Source organism: Desulfotomaculum sp. 1211_IL3151 (genome assembly GCF_036763075.1).
Taxonomy (GTDB): domain Bacteria; phylum Bacillota; class Desulfotomaculia; order Desulfotomaculales; family Desulfotomaculaceae; genus Desulfotomaculum.
Window position 1 is genome coordinate 46,054 of record NZ_JBAIYV010000032.1, and the last position, 18,117, is coordinate 64,170.

17 protein-coding genes are annotated in these 18,117 nt (G+C 45.5%); 14 read left to right on the top strand and 3 right to left on the bottom strand.

Translation table 11 applies throughout. From position 1 onward, the window contains the following. Nucleotides 1-173: 173 nt before the first annotated feature. The 3 genes from V6C11_RS07920 to V6C11_RS07930 all read right to left on the bottom strand — a co-directional run bounded on the left by V6C11_RS07920 (nt 174) and on the right by V6C11_RS07930 (nt 1,025). Complete coding sequence (locus V6C11_RS07920) at nt 174-329, bottom strand: hypothetical protein (RefSeq protein ID WP_333530600.1); 156 nt, start codon at nt 327-329, stop codon at nt 174-176. 103 nt (nt 330-432) lie between these two features. Beyond that, on the bottom strand, nt 433-651 hold the full coding sequence (locus tag V6C11_RS07925) for a FeoA family protein (RefSeq protein ID WP_333530601.1): 219 nt from the start codon (nt 649-651) through the stop codon (nt 433-435). Between the two features lie 230 nt (nt 652-881). Further along, nucleotides 882-1,025: a hypothetical protein gene (locus V6C11_RS07930; protein WP_333530602.1), complete on the bottom strand. Its 144-nt coding sequence runs from the start codon at nt 1,023-1,025 to the stop codon at nt 882-884. 180 nt (nt 1,026-1,205) lie between these two features. Here V6C11_RS07930 and V6C11_RS07935 point away from each other — a divergent pair, with 180 nt between their 5' ends. From V6C11_RS07935 to murB, 14 genes are all read left to right on the top strand, one after another. Continuing rightward, entirely contained in the window at nt 1,206-2,102 is an 897-nt protein-coding gene (locus tag V6C11_RS07935; RefSeq protein WP_333530603.1) for a patatin-like phospholipase family protein, read from the top strand. Between the two features lie 270 nt (nt 2,103-2,372). Beyond that, entirely contained in the window at nt 2,373-3,179 is an 807-nt protein-coding gene (locus V6C11_RS07940) for a histidinol-phosphatase (protein WP_333530604.1), read from the top strand. Between the two features lie 225 nt (nt 3,180-3,404). Then, nucleotides 3,405-3,833: a division/cell wall cluster transcriptional repressor MraZ gene (gene mraZ, locus V6C11_RS07945; RefSeq protein WP_333530628.1), complete on the top strand. Its 429-nt coding sequence runs from the start codon at nt 3,405-3,407 to the stop codon at nt 3,831-3,833. A 74-nt stretch (nt 3,834-3,907) separates the two neighbouring features. Beyond that, on the top strand, nt 3,908-4,849 hold the full coding sequence (gene rsmH / locus V6C11_RS07950; protein WP_333530605.1) for a 16S rRNA (cytosine(1402)-N(4))-methyltransferase RsmH: 942 nt from the start codon (nt 3,908-3,910) through the stop codon (nt 4,847-4,849). 37 nt (nt 4,850-4,886) lie between these two features. Next, complete coding sequence (gene ftsL, locus V6C11_RS07955; RefSeq protein ID WP_333530606.1) at nt 4,887-5,414, top strand: cell division protein FtsL; 528 nt, start codon at nt 4,887-4,889, stop codon at nt 5,412-5,414. A 42-nt stretch (nt 5,415-5,456) separates the two neighbouring features. After that, nucleotides 5,457-7,598 (top strand): stage V sporulation protein D, encoded by a 2,142-nt coding sequence (locus tag V6C11_RS07960; protein ID WP_333530607.1) that lies wholly within the window; start codon nt 5,457-5,459, stop codon nt 7,596-7,598. Between the two features lie 121 nt (nt 7,599-7,719). Then, on the top strand, nt 7,720-9,183 hold the full coding sequence (locus V6C11_RS07965; protein WP_333530608.1) for a UDP-N-acetylmuramoyl-L-alanyl-D-glutamate--2,6-diaminopimelate ligase: 1,464 nt from the start codon (nt 7,720-7,722) through the stop codon (nt 9,181-9,183). A gap of 244 nt (nt 9,184-9,427) precedes the next feature. Beyond that, nucleotides 9,428-10,801, top strand: coding sequence for a UDP-N-acetylmuramoyl-tripeptide--D-alanyl-D-alanine ligase (locus V6C11_RS07970; protein ID WP_333530609.1), 1,374 nt, complete (start codon nt 9,428-9,430; stop codon nt 10,799-10,801). Between the two features lie 30 nt (nt 10,802-10,831). After that, complete coding sequence (gene mraY, locus V6C11_RS07975; RefSeq protein WP_333530610.1) at nt 10,832-11,836, top strand: phospho-N-acetylmuramoyl-pentapeptide-transferase; 1,005 nt, start codon at nt 10,832-10,834, stop codon at nt 11,834-11,836. Nucleotides 11,837-11,880: 44 nt separating this feature from the next. Beyond that, on the top strand, nt 11,881-13,245 hold the full coding sequence (gene murD / locus V6C11_RS07980; RefSeq protein WP_333530611.1) for a UDP-N-acetylmuramoyl-L-alanine--D-glutamate ligase: 1,365 nt from the start codon (nt 11,881-11,883) through the stop codon (nt 13,243-13,245). Between the two features lie 36 nt (nt 13,246-13,281). Then, nucleotides 13,282-14,385, top strand: coding sequence for a stage V sporulation protein E (gene spoVE, locus V6C11_RS07985; protein ID WP_333530612.1), 1,104 nt, complete (start codon nt 13,282-13,284; stop codon nt 14,383-14,385). A gap of 11 nt (nt 14,386-14,396) precedes the next feature. Next, on the top strand, nt 14,397-15,509 hold the full coding sequence (gene murG / locus V6C11_RS07990) for an undecaprenyldiphospho-muramoylpentapeptide beta-N-acetylglucosaminyltransferase (RefSeq protein ID WP_333530613.1): 1,113 nt from the start codon (nt 14,397-14,399) through the stop codon (nt 15,507-15,509). A gap of 309 nt (nt 15,510-15,818) precedes the next feature. Further along, nucleotides 15,819-17,201: a UDP-N-acetylmuramate--L-alanine ligase gene (gene murC, locus V6C11_RS07995; protein WP_333530614.1), complete on the top strand. Its 1,383-nt coding sequence runs from the start codon at nt 15,819-15,821 to the stop codon at nt 17,199-17,201. A gap of 2 nt (nt 17,202-17,203) precedes the next feature. Next, nucleotides 17,204-18,115 carry a UDP-N-acetylmuramate dehydrogenase gene (murB, locus tag V6C11_RS08000; RefSeq protein ID WP_333530615.1) on the top strand — a complete coding sequence of 304 codons (912 nt, stop codon included), beginning with the start codon at nt 17,204-17,206 and terminating at the stop codon, nt 18,113-18,115. Nucleotides 18,116-18,117: the final 2 nt, after the last annotated feature.

Consider the following 18,117-nt stretch of genomic DNA (forward strand, 5'->3'; position numbering starts at 1 on the left):
GGGACAGCCTTCCGATGCTAGAAAAGATCCCCGCTACAGCTCAGGATGACACAAAATTATCATTCTATGTCGGTGAAGACCTTCTACTTTAAACTTTCTGCTCACGGCTATTAAAAAGAAGTGTCGCTTCCCCACTAAAAAGTGGTTTGCGACACTCCGTTTCCTCTTAACCTTTACTTTTTCGTACCACATTTGGAGCAATTACCCGAGCAACCGCCGGGGATTGGTTCGCGGCAGCGGGGGCAGACCAGGGTGAATATTTCCATGGGATAACCACAGCGGGGGCAAATCCTGGTTAAATTGCATGTTGTTTTACTCTTTTCCTTCATTCGATACCACACCCTTTGTGGTGGTTTTACATGATTAATTACAGTTAATTTAGCCATCAACCCGGCCTTTTTTGGGGGTAGGAGCAGGTTCTTGAGCTGACGGCTAATTCAGATCAATATCAATTTCCTTGGCTAATTGACGACCCATGGCAATTTGTTGGCGGTTTTTGCGAATTACAATGGGACCAGCCGGAACCACTTCTTCACATGTCAGCCATTCGCCCTCAGCAATGCCAAAACGGATAGCTTGGGATCGGATAAATTCATTCGTAATGTTTTTGATTACAAAGGACTGACCTCTTTTTACACGGTCAAGGGTCATATCAATCAACTCCTCTGCTTGAGTTTAAGAATCATTATCAACATCAATTTAAAAAAATAGTTGTCATGTAGCATTCAGGATATAAATGAAAATGGTTATCATTTCTAAAGTTAGTATAGTCCTTAGCTAATCAGTTGTCAATCCCTCTTATAAAAAGTAAGATTTGGTTAATATATATTGTCCGTAAAAAGATAAAAAGGGAGTGTCGCCACTCCCTTTTTAGGCTGTTCCTATTTAGCTGTTTGAGTAAGGGGATGTCTTTCTGCCTCGGGAATATGGCCTAACCTTAGTTGCGGCAGGGTGACATTGTTTCCCCAATGCCATAGGCATCCTTTAGAACCGGGGGTTTGTTGTTTGATCCCTTGAATATCCATTTCATTACCTCCCTGTTTGATTTTTTTAGAATCATTTTATATTGTCCCCAGAACATCAAAGTCCATTAGAGAATTTTACTTGACAATATTTGTTTGAAAATTAGGGATTATTTAAAATCTCCATTCTTCACCACCTTAGGCTATTTTTCATAAAATGATGTCAAATAGGTGGTGATTGAAATGGCAAAAAAAATTGGCCTAGCATTGGGCGGGGGGGTTGTGCTGGGCGCTGCTCATGTTGGGGTATTAAAAGTTTTAGAAGAAAATAAAATAAAACCCCATATGATTGCTGGGACCAGTGCTGGCAGTATGGTAGCAGCCTTATATGCTTCCGGTTGGACTGTTTCGGAATTGGACGAAATGGTTCGAGGTTTAAGACCAGGCATGTTTATTGATGAGTTGGCAGCGGTTGAAAGTTTTTTTGCAATGTCCTTTCAATTATTATTAAACGCATTGAAAATGCCATACCCTTTTAGGGTTCCCTTGGGACTAATGAAGGGGGTAAAACTAGAACGCTTTATTCGGTCGATGCTAGGGAAAAAGGTTTTTGAAAAGGTTCCCCTGCAGTTGGTCATAACTTCTGTTGATATAGCCAGTGGCAAAAAGGTAATTTTTCTTAGTCGGCAGGATCGCTTAAAACTAGCTTCCCGGGAGGATCAAGTACTTATCAGCGGGGTGCCGGTATGGGAAGCAGTTCGTGCCAGTACTGCGGTACCCGGTATATATGAACCAAAAAGGATTTTGAATTTCCTTTTGGTGGATGGTGGTTTACGGGAAAATGTACCTGCCCAGGTATTAAAGGGGCTCGGGGCGGATGTTGTGGTTGCTGTGGATCTGGGTAATGATGGGGAAGAACCTACGGTACCCCGTAATGTTATTGAGGTAATGGAACAAACTTTGGATATTATTCGATCCGAAGCCCTGGAACATGTGCTGGACGGGAATGCAGATGTTCGTATAAGGCCTTTGTTTAAAGGAGTTGGTGCTTGGGATTTTCAAAAAATACCACATATCATTCATCAAGGGGAGCAGGCCACCCGCCAATTACTGCCGGAAATTTTAAGGGTTTGCCGATGAGAAAAGCCACCAGCCCTCAGGCAGCCGCTTTTTAAAATAGGTACTCGGGTTGTCAAAAACCTTTGTCAGCCTGAGCGTTGGCAAGGGTTTTCTTTCATTGGCAGGTTAAAACGAAGATCCTTCGTTAACGCTCAGGCTGACATATAATTTTCAATCTTTGCTGTTGCAGTTGATGCATGGTATTCTTAAAAAAAGAGGAAGGCGGATGGCTAGCGAGCAAATCGGTTATATAATAAACCAAATTTCCTCCTAAGGAGTGTATTGTTAACCATGAAAATAGACTACCATATTCACACCTTTCGTTGTGGACATGCAGTGGGGACTGTGGCTGAGTATGTGGCGGCGGCGAGGGGGAAGGGCTTTGTAGAATTTGGTTTTTCTGAACACTTACCCCTTTACTGGCTTCCTAAAGAGAAGAGGGAGCCTGGTTTTGCTCCTTTGGATGAAGAACTTCCTATTTATATTGCTGAGGTTCAACAAACCGGCAGGGAAAACCCGGATTTGTCCATTAAACTTGGTATTGAGGCGGATTTTATTCCTGGACAGGAACAAAAGTTAAAAAATATTCTGCTGGACTTACCCCTCGACTATGCATTCGGTTCGGTACATTTTCTTGATGATTGGGCCTTTGATGATCCGGCTAAAATAGAGGAATATAAAAAGCACGACATCTACGAACTCTACCGGAAATACTTTCACCATGTTCAATTGGCCGCTGCTTCCGGTTTATTTGACATCATTGGCCATCCTGATTTAATTAAAAAATTTGGTTTTAGGCCCAAAGTCCCTATCGATAACCTGTATCAGCAAACCGTTAAAGTTATCAAGGAGAATAACCTTTGTGTGGATGTCAATACGGCTGGGTGGCGCTATCCCTGCGCTGAATTGTATCCCTCACCAGACTTTTTAAAGCTTTGCTATGAATATGAGGTACCAATAACCCTAGGGTCCGATGCCCATAGGCCGGAGCAAGTGGGGGATGGGCTAGACCAAGCCATTGCTATTTTAAAAGAAATCGGCTACCGCCAGGTGGCGACCTTTACCGGGCGGCAGCGCAATATGGTTAAACTTGGCTAAACCAAAACAGAAGGATTAGGCATCCCTGCAAAGCACCATCCCAATTGGCGGTGGTGCTTTTGTTGTTATCCTAAAAATGACCATGAGCCGTGGGCAGGGGCTTTTTCAATAAAGTTATAAAATTTACGTGGAAAAAGAAGGGATTTATTTTCTGTGTAGCGAATTAAAAGTGGTGTAAAGTGGTAACAAGTGGTGGGAAATACCCAGAGAGTGGTGCAAGCTAACATGTTCATGGGGGAATTCCAACACAATATCGACCCAAAGGGTCGTCTTATAATCCCTGCCCGCTTCCGTGAAGGCCTGGGCGACCGGTTCATTGTCACCAAGGGATTGGACAACTGTCTTTTTGTTTACCCTCAGCAAGAATGGTCGGAGGTTGAACAGAAACTTAAGTCACTGCCCTTTACCAGGGCAGATGCCCGGGCCTTTGTACGTTTTTTCTTTTCCGGAGCCACTGAATGTGATGTAGACAAGCAGGGGCGTATTTTGTTGCCTAATAATTTGCGTGAATATGCCAAATTAGATAAGGAAACCATGGTGGTGGGAGTATCCAACCGGGTAGAAATTTGGTCCAAAGAGGAATGGGAGAACTATAATGCCAAGGCCGCAGCTTCCTTTGAGCAACTGGCCGAAAACCTTGTGGATCTACTTTAATCAATAGATTTTTATAATTGATAGGGTCTGGATAAACTATTAAAAACGAAATCAAACGGGGTTAAACCATAAAAATGGAATTTAAACATGTTTCTGTATTGTTAAACGAGTCAATCGAAGGGTTAAAGATAAATCCTCAGGGTATTTATGTAGATTGTACCCTAGGTGGTGCGGGACATAGTTTAGAAATATTAAAACGATTAGGACCGGCAGGAAAACTGATAGGGATTGATCAAGATCCGGCAGCCATTGCTAATGCTGTTGAAAAACTTCAGGGATTTGCTGGTCAGTTTTATGCAGTAAAAAGTAATTTTTACCAATTAAAGCAAGTGCTGCAAGAAATGGAAATGGATTTAGTGGACGGTTTCTTGTTTGATCTGGGGGTTTCTTCCTACCAATTGGATACACCAGAGCGTGGGTTTAGCTACATGCACGATGCGGAATTGGATATGCGGATGGGACCCGATCAACCTACGGACGCCAAGGAATTGGTTAATGGTCTATCTGAGGAAGAATTAACAACCATTATTCGTAAATATGGTGAAGAACGTTGGGCAAAAAGGATTGCCTCTTTTATTGTCAGGGAAAGAAAAAATAAACCAATTAACACCACCGGAGAACTAGTGACTGTCATTAAGGCAGCCATTCCTGCCGGTGCCAGAAGAGAGGGGCCGCATCCGGCTAAGCGAACCTTTCAGGCCCTGCGAATTGCCGTTAATAATGAATTAGGCATATTGGAAAAAGCCATGAAGGATGCTGTTACAGCCCTTAAGCCCGGCGGCAGGATCAGTGTTATTACCTTTCATTCCTTAGAAGATCGAATGATTAAAGAAACCTTTAAGGAATTGGCGAATCCCTGTACCTGTCCGCCGGCATTTCCGGTTTGTGCATGTGGTAAAAAATCCCAAATCAAAATAATAACGGGTAAGCCCATCGAACCCAGTCAAGAAGAATTAACAGTCAATCCCCGGGCACGCAGTGCAAAGCTAAGAATAGCTGAAAAGCTAAATATTTAATCCATTAAGTTCTAGGGTGGATGGAAGGTGCATAAGCTTGAGTGTAGTACAGGAAAAATTTATCTACTCACTGCCAGAGGAAAGACAATATGAGAACAAAAAAGCCAGCCAAAGGTTTTCCAAACGAGCGATACGCAGGGGAAAGGCCCTTGTTATCTGCTGTGTTATAGCATTGTTTGTTACCGGCGTTACCATAGCCTATTATTATTCCCAGATTGCGGAACTAGGCTATGAAATTAGCAAACTTCAAAAAGAATTGTCTAAATTGCAGGCTGAGCAGGAATATCTGGAAACACAAGCTAACCAATTAATGTCTTTACAACGAATTGAGGCCATTGCTACCACGAAGCTTGGGATGGTAAAACCAGACACCGGCGAAGTGGTTCTGGTTGCCGCCTTACCTAAGAACCCCGAAGAAACGGCACCAAAAGCCGCCAATCTAGAAGAACCTCAAGCAGCGACGACAAAAGCTGTCGGTGAAAGGGACAATGGTGACAAGATAGAAAAGGGGAAAAGTCCTGTTATTGAGGCCTTTTTTGATTTGGTAAGAGACATAAAAAAGTAACTTAGGGGGCGATAACCCTTCGGCCTGCGGGGAGGAATCAGGGTGAAAACAACAAACATTCTTGTACGTAGGAGGGTTACCTGTCTTTTTCTAATGGCCGTTGCTTTCTTATCCTTGATAATTTTTCGTCTTGCCTGGATTCAATTTGTACGGGGGGATGAACTGAGACAAGAAGGGATCATTAACCGGATGCGAGATGTACCTGTGGAGGCGAAACGGGGCAGTATCATGGATCGCAATGGAAATGAACTGGTGACCAGTGTTAGCGCGGATTCCATTTATGCGATTCCTAATCATATTGAAAAACCGGATCAGGTTGCATCCCAAATTGCCCCCCTGCTAGGCATGGATGTTGAGCAGGTTAAAAAAATAATTACCAAAAAATCCCGTTTTGAATGGATTAAAAGAAAAGTAGATTTTGAAGCTTCCCAAAAAATTAAGGATCTTAAAATAGAAGGCATTGGCTTTGCTGAGGAGAGTCGCCGTTATTATAAACAGGAAACGCTGGCTCCCCATATCCTGGGCTTTACTGGCACGGATAACCAGGGATTAATGGGAATGGAAGCGGCCTTTGAAGAGGAGCTCAAAGGGATACCTGGCAGGATTGTTATTGAGCATGATGCTGCGGGGCGGGAAATTCCCCAGGCACTGCACCAATATATTTCGCCAACCCAAGGAAATAATCTGGTCTTGACCCTGGATCAGACCATTCAGCACTTTGTGGAGAGGGAATTAGACAAGATTGTAGCTACCTATAACCCTAAGATGGCAGTAATTATTGTTATGGAACCCAAGACCGGTAAAATATTGGCTCTGGGTAATCGACCTACCTTTAACCCAAATAAATGGCGTGAAGTACCTCAAAGTGTCTGGGACCGCAACCCAGCGGTATGGTATAACTATGAACCTGGTTCAACCTTTAAGATTATTACTGCTTCCTCGGCCTTGGAGGAAAATACCGTTAAGGTCGGTGACCGCTTTTATGATCCGGGGTTTTACCAAGTGGCTGATCGAAAAATACGCTGTTGGAAAGTAGAAGGACATGGCAGCCAGAGCTTTGAAGAAGTGGTACAAAACTCCTGCAACCCAGGTTTTATTCAAGTGGGACTTGATCTGGGCAAAGAGAAATTTTATAAATATATTCGAGCCTATGGCTTCGGGCAATCCACAGGACTAGGGTTGCCGGGAGAGGCAAGGGGTATTATGATTCCCGAAAAGGATGCTACGAATTTAAACATTGCTACCATGTCTATTGGCCAGTCCATTGCAGTAACACCGATTCAACTCATTACGGCAATTAGTGCGGTGGCCAATGGCGGTATATTAATGAAACCACAGCTTGTGGAAAGAATTGAAGATCAGAAGGGGAAGGTCATTAAAAACATAGGACCCCAGGAAGTTCATCAGGTAATCTCACAAGAAACGGCGAATGTGACCAGTCAACTACTGGAGAATGTTGTGATGAAGGGCAGCGGTAAGAATGCTTTTGTGGACGGTTATCGTGCTGCAGGAAAAACAGGTACTGCCCAGGTAGTATCGGAGCGAGGCGGTTATGCCAGTGGCAAGTATGTGGCATCCTTTGCTGGTTTTGCACCGGTGAATGACCCGAAAATATCCGTTCTCATCATGGTTGCAGAACCTCAGGGAGGCATCTACTATGGTAGTCAAGTGGCTGCGCCGGTATTTTCACCCTTAGCCAAGGATATTCTCCGTTACATGGGAGTTCCTGAGCAAAAGGATTTACCGAAACCGAAGATCAATCCATGGGAAGTTGAAGAAGAACGGATTGAAGTGATCGTACCGAATGTAGTGAACTTACCCCTCGATGAATCACAAAAACTCCTTAGGGAGGCGGGGCTTGCCTTTGAGACAAGGGGCCAGGGTAAGGTAGTTTATGGCCAAATCCCAGAAAGCGGTGCCTTGGTATTATCAGGAACAACCGTTATTTTAGATCTTTCTGGCGCCGGAGGAGGCCAGGAAAAAGCAGGTGAACAGGTTTCGGTGCCTAACTTAAAGGGCATGACCATACGAGAGGCAGGAAATTTACTGGAAAGTCTGGGTTTGAAGTTAGAACCCACAGGTTCTGGCATAGCCAATACCCAAAGCCCCGCGGCAGGTGTCAAATTACTCAGGGGTGGCGTTGTAAAGGTTGAATTCAAACCACCAACGGACAATAAACCATAAGGGCCAAGGAAACCCTGGCCTCCCGTACCGGGGGGTCAGGGTTTTTAAGGCAGTTATTGGCATAAATCATTCTCAAATGGAAAGAATAGGAAGTATAATGAAAGGGTTGGGGGGGTTCGTATTGATATTAAAAGAATTGCTGCAGGCAATTCCCGTTGTTTCTTTGAGTGGAAATCAGGAAATAAATATTGAAGGCATTTGCTATGACTCCCGTCAGGTATCCCCTAAGACACTTTTCGTGGCTGTAAAGGGTTACCAAACCGACGGACATCAATATATTGAAAAGGCAGTGACGGCCGGAGCAGTGGCTGTGGTTTATGAAAGTGATGTTGAATTACCCGAAGGAATTAGTGGTATTAAAGTGGCAGACAGTAGAAAGTCTCTGGCTTTATTGGCAGATCAGTTTTATGGGCACCCTTCCCAAAGGCTTTCGATGGTGGGTGTAACGGGTACCAATGGTAAAACAACCACGACCCATTTGATTGCAGCTATTTGGCAAAGGGCAGGCATCAAACCCGGCGTCATTGGCACCATACACAATTTAATTGGCGAAAAGATCCTGCCAGTTACCAATACCACACCGGAATCTTTAGATTTGCAGAAAACTCTTGCTCAAATGGTTGAGGAAGAGGTCAAAGGGGTGGCGATGGAGGTTTCATCCCATGCCCTGGCCTTAAATCGAGTGGCCGGTGTTCATTATCAGGTGGCGGTTTTTACAAACCTTACCCAGGATCATTTAGATTTTCACCAAACCATGGAAAACTATCTGGCGGCCAAGGCCATACTCTTTGCCCAGGATATTCAATATGCCGTAATTAATGGAGATGACCCAGCTGCCGGGGAACTAAAGAAAAGTAGCCGGGGCAAAGTTTATACCTACGGAATGAACCAAGAGGTCGATGTGAGGGCTCAGGATATTCAGGTCACAGCCAAGGGGGTTCAGTTTGTGATCAGCGGTCCCTGGGGACAGCACCGGCTTCATTTAAAACTAACGGGTCGTTTTAATGTCTATAACTCACTGGCAGCCTATACCACTGGTATGGCACTGGGCTTTGACGGTGAAATTGTCATTGCTGCGTTGGAGAATGTCATTGGGGTAGCCGGTCGTTTTGAACTGGTTGATCAGGGTCAAAATTTTGCTGTGGTGGTGGATTATGCCCATACACCGGATGGCTTAGAAAATATCCTAACCACTGCCAGACAGATCACCAAGGGTAGGCTGATTACTGTCTTTGGCTGCGGTGGTGATCGAGACCGTACCAAACGCCCGATTATGGGTGAAATCGCCGCCCGCTATAGCGATATCCCAGTGGTGACCTCCGATAACCCCCGCACCGAGGACCCGCAAAGAATTCTTGCCGATGTGGTAGTGGGAGTCAACCGGGTCATGAGTCCGGAAAAATATTTGGTATTGCAAGATCGCCGTGAGGCCATTAATAAGGCCATTGAGCTGGCCCGGGAGGGTGATGTGGTGGTAATTGCCGGCAAGGGGCATGAAGATTATCAAATCATCGGTACCACGAAATACCCCTTTGATGATCGGGAAGAGGCCGCAGCAGCACTTAAAAAGAAAGCCACCCGCTAAATGGCTGTGGCCATGGGTCTAGTAAAAAGTTGGAAAGATGGAAAGTAGAAAGTAAAAGGGCTTTACACTGTTAACGGCACCAGCAGAAAATGAAAAATTTTTGTCATCCTGAGCGATAGCAAATTTAAGGGGTGGGAGATGAGAGGTTAGAAGTTAGATTAAGAAGTTATTTGGCAAAGCCGAATAAGAACAAGATCTCACATCCAACTTCTCACATCTCACCTCTCAAATTGGAGGTAGCCATATGCTTACTTATTCCATACAAGAGATTGCCCGGGTTACCGGTGGGAATCTGCTGCAGGGAAACCCTGGGGCAGTCCTAACAGGTATTGCTACCGATAGCCGTAAGGTAAAGAAGGGTGATTTATTTGTGGCCCTGTTGGGTCAAAGGGTGGATGGCCATGCTTATGTGCAAAAGGCCATCGAGCAGGGCGCCAGTGCTTTGTTGATTAGCAGCAGGGTCGATAGCAACCCGGATATCCCGATGGTATTCGTAAAGGATACCTTACAGGCCTTGCAACAATTGGCCAGTGATAACCGTTTCAGGCTGAACATTCCGGTGGTGGCTGTGACCGGCAGTAACGGCAAAACCTCCACCAAGGATATGATTGCAGCGGTACTCAATAGCCGCTATAAAACCTTAAAAACCGAGGGCAATTTTAATAACGAATTAGGTCTTCCATTAACCCTGCTCAACCTGAATGAAACCCACCAGGCTGCGGTGGTTGAAATGGGCATGAGGGGGCGGGGGGAAATTGATTTTTTGGCTCAACTTGCTAAACCAACCGGGGCAGTGATTACCCATATTGGTGAGTCACATATGGAACTTTTGGGTTCGGTAGAAAACATTGCCCTAGCTAAGACAGAAGTGCTGGCCCACATCGGAACCGAGGGTTTTGCCATTTTAAATGCAGATAGTCCCTACCTGAGGGAATTGGCCCAGGGCTGTAAGGGAAAAGTTTGGCTATATTCCCTGGGAAATGATGGTGATTTGCGGGCCGCCAATCTAAGGCCCGAAGCAGCAGGGATTCGCTATACGGTGTTCTATCCTGGCGGTGAGGGAGAAATCTACTTACCTGTTCCAGGTAGTCATAATGTGATGAACAGTTTAGCTGCCATTGGCGTAGGATTACAGTTGGGGCTAGATTTTACAGAAATTGCCCAGGGTTTAGAAAAGTTAGCCCTGACCCATTCCAGATTAGAAATCCTGCAAAGAAGGGGTCTTACCATCATTAATGATACCTATAACGCGAACCCCTCTTCAACCAAGGCGGCACTTAGGGTTTTGGCCGAGACAGCCAAGGGGCGTAAAATTGCTGTGTTGGGAAATATGTATGAATTGGGCAACATGGAACAATCCGGTCACTTTGAGGTTGGCGAGACGGCTGCTGCTATCCCCGTAGATTACTTAGTTACGGTAGGCAATCTGGCAGAGTGGGTTGCCAGAGGTGCTTTAGCTGGGGGATTGGCCCAGGAGAAAATTTATCCGTGTGAGGAAAACGCAAGGGCAGTGGAAGTACTGGGGGGTCTTGCCAGGGCTGGAGATACCATACTGATCAAGGGATCAAGAGGTATGCACATGGAAGAAATCGTTAAGGCAATGATGGAAGTAAACTAAAAAGGCAAGAGTTTAAGGAAGGGGAGCAAAATGGATTATACAGTGGTCTGGCTGGCCGCCGGGATTAGTTTATTGGTTACCCTGCTGCTGGGGCCCATTACAATACCCTTGCTGAAAAGATTAAAATTTGGTCAGACGATTCGTGCCGAAGGGCCTTCGGCTCATATGGCCAAAACAGGAACCCCCACCATGGGCGGTCTGATGTTTTTAATTGGCATAGCAGTAGTTGGGGTGTTTTTACTGCAAAGTAATGTTCCAGGCCGGGCTGAGGGGTTGGTGGTTTTGGCAGTTACCCTGGGGTACGGTCTGATAGGCTTTCTGGATGATTTTATTAAAGTGGTGTTAAAACGAAATTTGGGCTTAAAGGCAAGGGAAAAAATTATAGGGCAGGTAATTCTGGCTACGGTTTTGTCTGTGATTGCGGTCTTTCAACTGGGTCGTGGGACAGACTACATCATTCCCTATTCTTCTGGTATCAGCTTTGATCCCGGTTGGTGGCCCTTCTTTGCTTTAACCTTATTTGTTTTGTTGGGTACCAGCAATGGTGTCAACCTAACAGATGGCTTGGATGGCCTCGCCGCAGGAGCTACGGTATTTACAGCCGGCGCCTTTGCTATTTTGGCTTTCGTTACCGGCAAGATCGGTACAGCCATTGTATTGGCAGCCGTTGTGGGCGGTTGTGTGGGTTTTTTATTTTATAATCGGCATCCGGCAAGAGTATTTATGGGAGATACAGGGTCCCTGGCCTTAGGTGGGGCTTTGGGAGCGGCAGCGGTGGTGACACGTAATGAGCTGCTTCTCATATTAATTGGCGGACTTTATGTACTGGAAACTCTATCGGTGATTATCCAGGTGATCTCATTTAAAACCACTGGCAAACGTGTTTTTCGGATGAGTCCCTTGCATCATCACTTTGAACTTTCCGGTTGGTCTGAAAAAAAAGTTGTACGGAATTTCTGGTTATTAAGTTTTATGTTTTCTCTGGTAGGTTTACTAGGCTCCCAGGATGTTTGGAAGTGGCTGAATAATTGGTAACGCATAAAGCAAATTCAATCGGTAATATAAAAGGGGTTTGGAATGTGGACCTAACAAATAAACGAATTTTAGTGGTGGGTGCCGGCCTGAGCGGCCAGGCAGTGTGTAGGTTTTTGGTTGCTAAACAAGCCAGAGTAACCTTGACAGATACGAGATCCCGTGAGCAAATTGGGCAGGCGGCGAAAGAGCTTTCGGAGCTTGGCGTAACACTGATATTACAAGAATATCCCCCAGTGGCCAGAAATCAATACGATCTAGTGGTGATGAGCCCAGGGGTACCCCTAACGGTACCTCCGGTGGTTCAGGCAAAGGAAGCAGATATTGAAGTTATCGGGGAATTGGAGTTGGCCTACGCCTTTGCTAAGGCACCCATTGTAGCCATTACCGGCACCAATGGCAAAACCACCACCACATCATTGATTGGTCAACTGTTCCGGGAAGCGGGTTTTAAAACCTTAGTGGCTGGAAATATTGGTTTGCCTATGATCAGTGAAATTGAAAACTTTACAGCAGAGGATCGGGTAGTGGCAGAAGTTTCTAGTTTTCAATTAGAAACCACGAAGCAATTTGCCCCCCGGGTCGCAGTGATTTTAAATATCACGCCAGATCATTTAGATCGGCATGGTTCCATGGAGGAATATATAAAGGCAAAGGCAAGGGTCTTTAAGCAGCAAGGAGCCGTGGATTATGTTGTCTTAAATTATGACGACCCCATTTTAAGGGAATTAGCAAAAGATTGTCCATCACAAGTAATATTTTTTAGCCGCCGGCATATCTTAGAAAAAGGAAGCTTTATCCAGAATGGCCAAATTGTTGTGGCGCGGGATCAAGGTGCCGAAATAATAACCGAAGTTACTTCGCTAAGGATACCTGGTGCCCATAACCTAGAGAATGCCCTGGCCGCCGCCGCCGCGGCCTCAGCCCTGGGGGTTAGTGCCACGAATATTGCCAACACCTTGCGTAATTTTGGCGGTGTTGCCCATCGGTTAGAATATGTCACAACCATTGATGGTGTGAAATATGTTAATGACTCCAAGGGAACCAACCCAGACGCAGCCATTAAAGCTTTAGAGGCCTATGAAGCTCCCATTATCTTGATTGCCGGTGGAAAGAATAAAGGGGTTTCCTTTATGGACTTTGCCAAAAAGATAAAAGAAAAGGTGCGGGTCTTAATTACACTGGGAGTTCATGGTTATCAAATTGAAGAGGCTGCCAGGGCACAGGGTTTTCATGAGATTTATGCTGTGGAAAACTATGCCCAAGCGGTTGAATTGGCTGGGAAACAGGCGAAACCGGGGGAAATAGTGTTGTTATCACCGGCCTGTACCAGTTGGGATATGTTTAGAAACTTTGAAGAACGAGGCAATTTATTTAAAGAACTTGTGTTAGGGATGCAGGAAAAGGAATAACCTTTTAATGGCCGATGGCGAGGGGGGAGGAAATGAATGCGTCTAAAGAAGAGAGCACCGGATTTTATGCTTTTCCTAACGGTACTGATGTTATTGTCCGTGGGACTTGTGATGGTCTTTTCTGCCAGTGAGTATGTTACGATGGTACGCTACGGAGACAGTTTCTATTTCTTTAAGAGACAGCTATTATGGGCATTATTAGGTCTGGCGGCCATGTTTTTTATGATGCATTTTGATTACTACCGCCTAAAACGCTGGATTGGTCCCATCGTTTGCCTGGGTTTTATTCTTTTACTGGCTGTCCTAATGCCTGTTATCGGTAAGGAGGTCAACGGCTCACGTCGCTGGATTGATCTTGGTTTTATGGATTTCGCCCCCGCAGAGTTAGTTAAGATTTGCTTAATTATGTTTGTAGCCTTTGGTCTTTCCAAAAAGGGAGAAAAAATTAAGAGTTTTAAAGAGGGTTTACTCCCCTACCTCATGATCATGGGCCTTGCCGCGGGAATGATATTGCTGCAGCCGGACCTAGGAACGGCTGTGGTGTTGTGCGGGACCATTTTTATTATGTTCTTTGCTGCTGGGGCAAGGATTGCTCACCTGGGAGGGCTAATGGGGATGGGGGTCCTGGCAGTTTGTGCTGCAATTTACTTAGAACCCTATCGAATGCAGCGTTTTCTAGCCTTTTTGGATCCAGAGAAGGATCCTCAGGGTACCGGCTATCATATCATTCAGTCCCTTTATGCTTTAGGTTCCGGTGGTTTATTTGGTATGGGATTGGGGCAAAGTAAACAAAAATTTCTCTATTTACCGGAAAACCACACTGATTTTATCTTTGCCATAGTAGGAGAGGAACTTGGTTTTATTGGTGCCTCCCTGGTGGTCTTGCTTTTTATTACGTTTGTCTGGCGGGGCCTCAAAATCGCGGTAACTTCACCAGATCCCTTTGGCAGTTTATTGGCTGCCGGCATCACCAGCGGTATCGCTTTGCAAAGCTTAATAAATATGGGTGTAGTCACTGGTTCGATGCCTGTAACCGGTGTACCACTGCCCTTTATAAGCTATGGCGGGACATCGCTTTTATTTACTCTGATGGGGATTGGTATTATTTTAAATATATCGAAATACACAACGCCAAGGTGAGGTGAAGACTGTTGCGTGTGATTATGACCGGAGGCGGTACGGGTGGTCATATTTATCCTGCTCTGGCCATAGCCAGGGGCATGCAAAACCGCTTTTCAGAAGCGCAGATACTCTATGTAGGAACGAATCGTGGTCTTGAGGCTGATATTGTGCCCAAGGCCCATTTCCCTTTTCGGGCGATTACAGTTTCTGGATTGCAACGAAAGGTTTCTGTGGAAAATTTTAAAGTACTCTGGCGGGCTTATCAGGGCTACCGGGAAGCCTCTGCGATCATCAAAGATTTTCAACCAAATGTGGTCATTGGCACCGGAGGCTATGTTTGTGGTCCGGTGGTAATGGCTGCGGCTCGCAAAGGTATCCCCACTCTCATTCATGAGCAGAATGCTTTTCCAGGTATCACAAATCGGATTTTGGCTAAGTTTGTGGATCAGGTTAATGTTACCTTTGAAGATTCCCTGCCATACTTTGGTTCTAAGAGGAACATTACCCTGACGGGTCTGCCGGTTCGCCCAGAGATATTACAGGCTGATAAAAAGCAGGCCTTAAACTCCTTTGGCTTAAAGGAGGATCGGCTGACACTTTTAGTTTTTGGTGGCAGCAGGGGTGCCCGTAGAATAAACCAGGCCATGCTGGAAACGATTAAAAAATTTGGTCGGGACAATCGATTGCAAATCCTCCATGCCACAGGGCAAGTTGGTTATGAGGAATTTATTCAGGAATTAATTAACAATGGTATTGATGTGGGACAATATGGAAATATTATAATTAAACCCTATTTATATAATATGCATGAAGCATTGGCCGCGGCAGATCTTATCGTCAGTCGTGCGGGGGCAGCAACCCTAGCAGAACTTACCATCCTTGGACTGCCGTCAATTTTAATTCCCTATCCCTATGCTTCGGAAAATCACCAGGAACACAATGCTCGGGCACTGGTGGACCGTGGAGCGGCGGTGCTGATCAAGGATTCAGAGCTTACCGGCCCAAGGCTCGTGCAAGCCATTGAGGATATTCTACAAAACAGGGAAAAGTTAAAAAATATGTCCCAAGCCAGCGGAAAATTGGGACGCCCCGAGGCACTTAGTGATATTATAAAGTGCGTGGAAAAAATATTGACGAAATAAGCAACCAGCCTTTTGGGGCTGTGGGCCATGAGGCATGGGGAAAAGCAACATGCCATGAGCTAAAGACCCTCAAGCAAAACATGCACAAAAGCCCAAGGCCCATGGCTGGTATATATTTTACAATGAAACAGGACAAGCCTAGTAAATCTACGCAGGAATCGGTGATAGGAAGGGCAGGGACGGGTCAGTAACACCTCCCGAAGAAACTGCATAGTATGGCTTACAGAAACGCTCCACAAGGGAAAAGTAACCCTCGCAGGGGTAAAGTCACCCCAAGGAGTAGTCTTGTTTCGGGAAGGAGTGAAGCAATTGCGGGGAGATCAGAAAAGGATTCATTTCATCGGTATTGGCGGTGCTGGGATGAGTGGCATTGCTACGGTATTGTTAGGGATGGGCAACTACCAGGTGTCTGGTTCGGACATTAAACATTCTACGGTGATTGACCGTTTAGAAGCAATGGGAGCAAAATGCAGTATTGGTCATATTGCCGAAAATATAAACAAAGAGATGGATACGGTAGTTTTTTCCACAGCTATTTCGGACACTAACCCAGAAATAAGAGAGGCACAAAAACTTGGCATCCCCCTTGTTAGACGGGGTGAAATGCTTGCCAGACTAATGAGGGAAAAAAAGGGAATTGCAGTGGCCGGGGCCCATGGAAAAACAACCACCACATCGATGACAGCCTTAGTCTTGGAGGAAAACGGACTTGACCCTACCATCGTCATTGGAGGTGATTTAAGCAACATTGGCGGGAATGCCAAACTAGGTAGGGGCGATTACTTTGTGGCAGAGGCCGATGAGAGCGATGGGTCCTTTTTGTTATTGGATCCTAGAATAGCCATTGTTACGAACATAGAGGATGATCACCTGGACTATTACGGCACAAAAGAAAATATTATCAAGGCCTTTCGGCAATTTTTAGAGCAGATACCTGCCCAAGGGCTAGCTGTTGTTTGTCTGGATGACCCAATCATAAGAGGGATTGTAACGGGTCTGTCATGCCAGGTTGTGACCTATGGCTCCTTGGGTTCAGGGGCGGATTATCAAATAGAGGTCTTATCAACGGAGAACGGGATAAATGAGGGAAGAGTCTATTACCAGGGGGAAAGTCTGGGCAATTTGGAATTATTGGTGCCTGGGTATCATAACCTGCTAAATGCAATGGCGGCTGTGGCCGTTGGACGTTATTTTAACCTGGGTTTTGGTGAAATAGCTGCGAACCTGAGGCGGTTTAAAGGGGCGAAAAGACGTTTTCAATTAATTGGGGTAGCCGATGACATTAAGGTTGTTGATGATTACGCCCATCACCCCACAGAAATAAAAGCAACCCTACAAGCTGCTAGAACTTCACATCCCGGAAGAATTGTTGCGGTTTTTCAACCACATCGGTATACTCGTACCAGGCAACTTTATAGGGAGTTTGGCCAATCCTTTAATCATGCGGATTTGATTATTTTAACGGATATTTATGCCGCCAGTGAACAGCCCATTGAAGGTGTTGATACAAAATTGATTATAGATAATATTCCTCCACGGGAAGGGCAGCAGGTTTTTTATTTGCCAACCTTAAAGGATGCGGCAGATTATTTAGTAACCAATACCAACAGTGGTGATCTAGTATTAACAATGGGTGCCGGAGATGTCTGCACACTGGGAAGGGAACTGATAAAGAGACTGGGGGAAAAGTAGACATGAACTATACTTCACTGGCAGGTGAACTTCAGTCACTGGTCCGGGGCAGCATCCGAATAAATGAGTCGATGAGAAAGCACACCACTTGGAAAATTGGTGGCAATGCAGATGTTTTTTTGGATCCCAGTGATAAGGGGGATATTCGTCAGGCGGTGGAGTTTGCAAGGGAGAGGGCGGTTCCCTTTACCGTCATTGGCAATGGCTCGAATCTTTTAATTAAGGATGGCGGCATTAGGGGCTTGGTTATCAAAATCGGGCGGGGGATGGCAAACCTTTCTGTTAATGGCAATCGTATTCGAGCCGGTGCCGGTGCGATGCTGCCAGAGCTGGCGGCGGTGGCACGTAAAAATGGTTTGGGTGGCTTTGAATTTGCTGCGGGTATTCCAGGTTCCCTGGGTGGTGCCGTCGTCATGAATGCCGGGGCTATCAATGGTTGTGCAGCGGATGTTTTAGTTGAGGTGGAAGTGGTCAATCACAACAATAAACTGGTTGTACTAAAAAAAGAGGAACTTGATTTTGCCTATCGCACCAGCAGCTTACAAAACCAGGGTCTTATTTGTGTGGAAACCCTTTGGCAGGGTTATGCCAAGGAGCAGTGGCAAATTGAACGAGAAACCAAGGAATATCTGGCTAAACGAAAAATAGCCCAACCCCAGGGTTATCCCAATGCCGGAAGTGTATTTAAAAACCCTCAGGGGGATCATGCCGGCAGGCTGATTGAAGCCTGCGGTTGTAAGGGACTGCGCATCGGCGATGCTGAAATATCAACAAAACATGCTAATTGGATACTGAATTTGGGTAATGCTACAGCTAAGGATGTGCTTGACCTAATCGATAAAATCAAACAGGTGGTGCAGAAACGTTTCGGTGTTTTGCTGCATCTGGAAGTAAGAGTGTTGGGAGAAGATTAGGC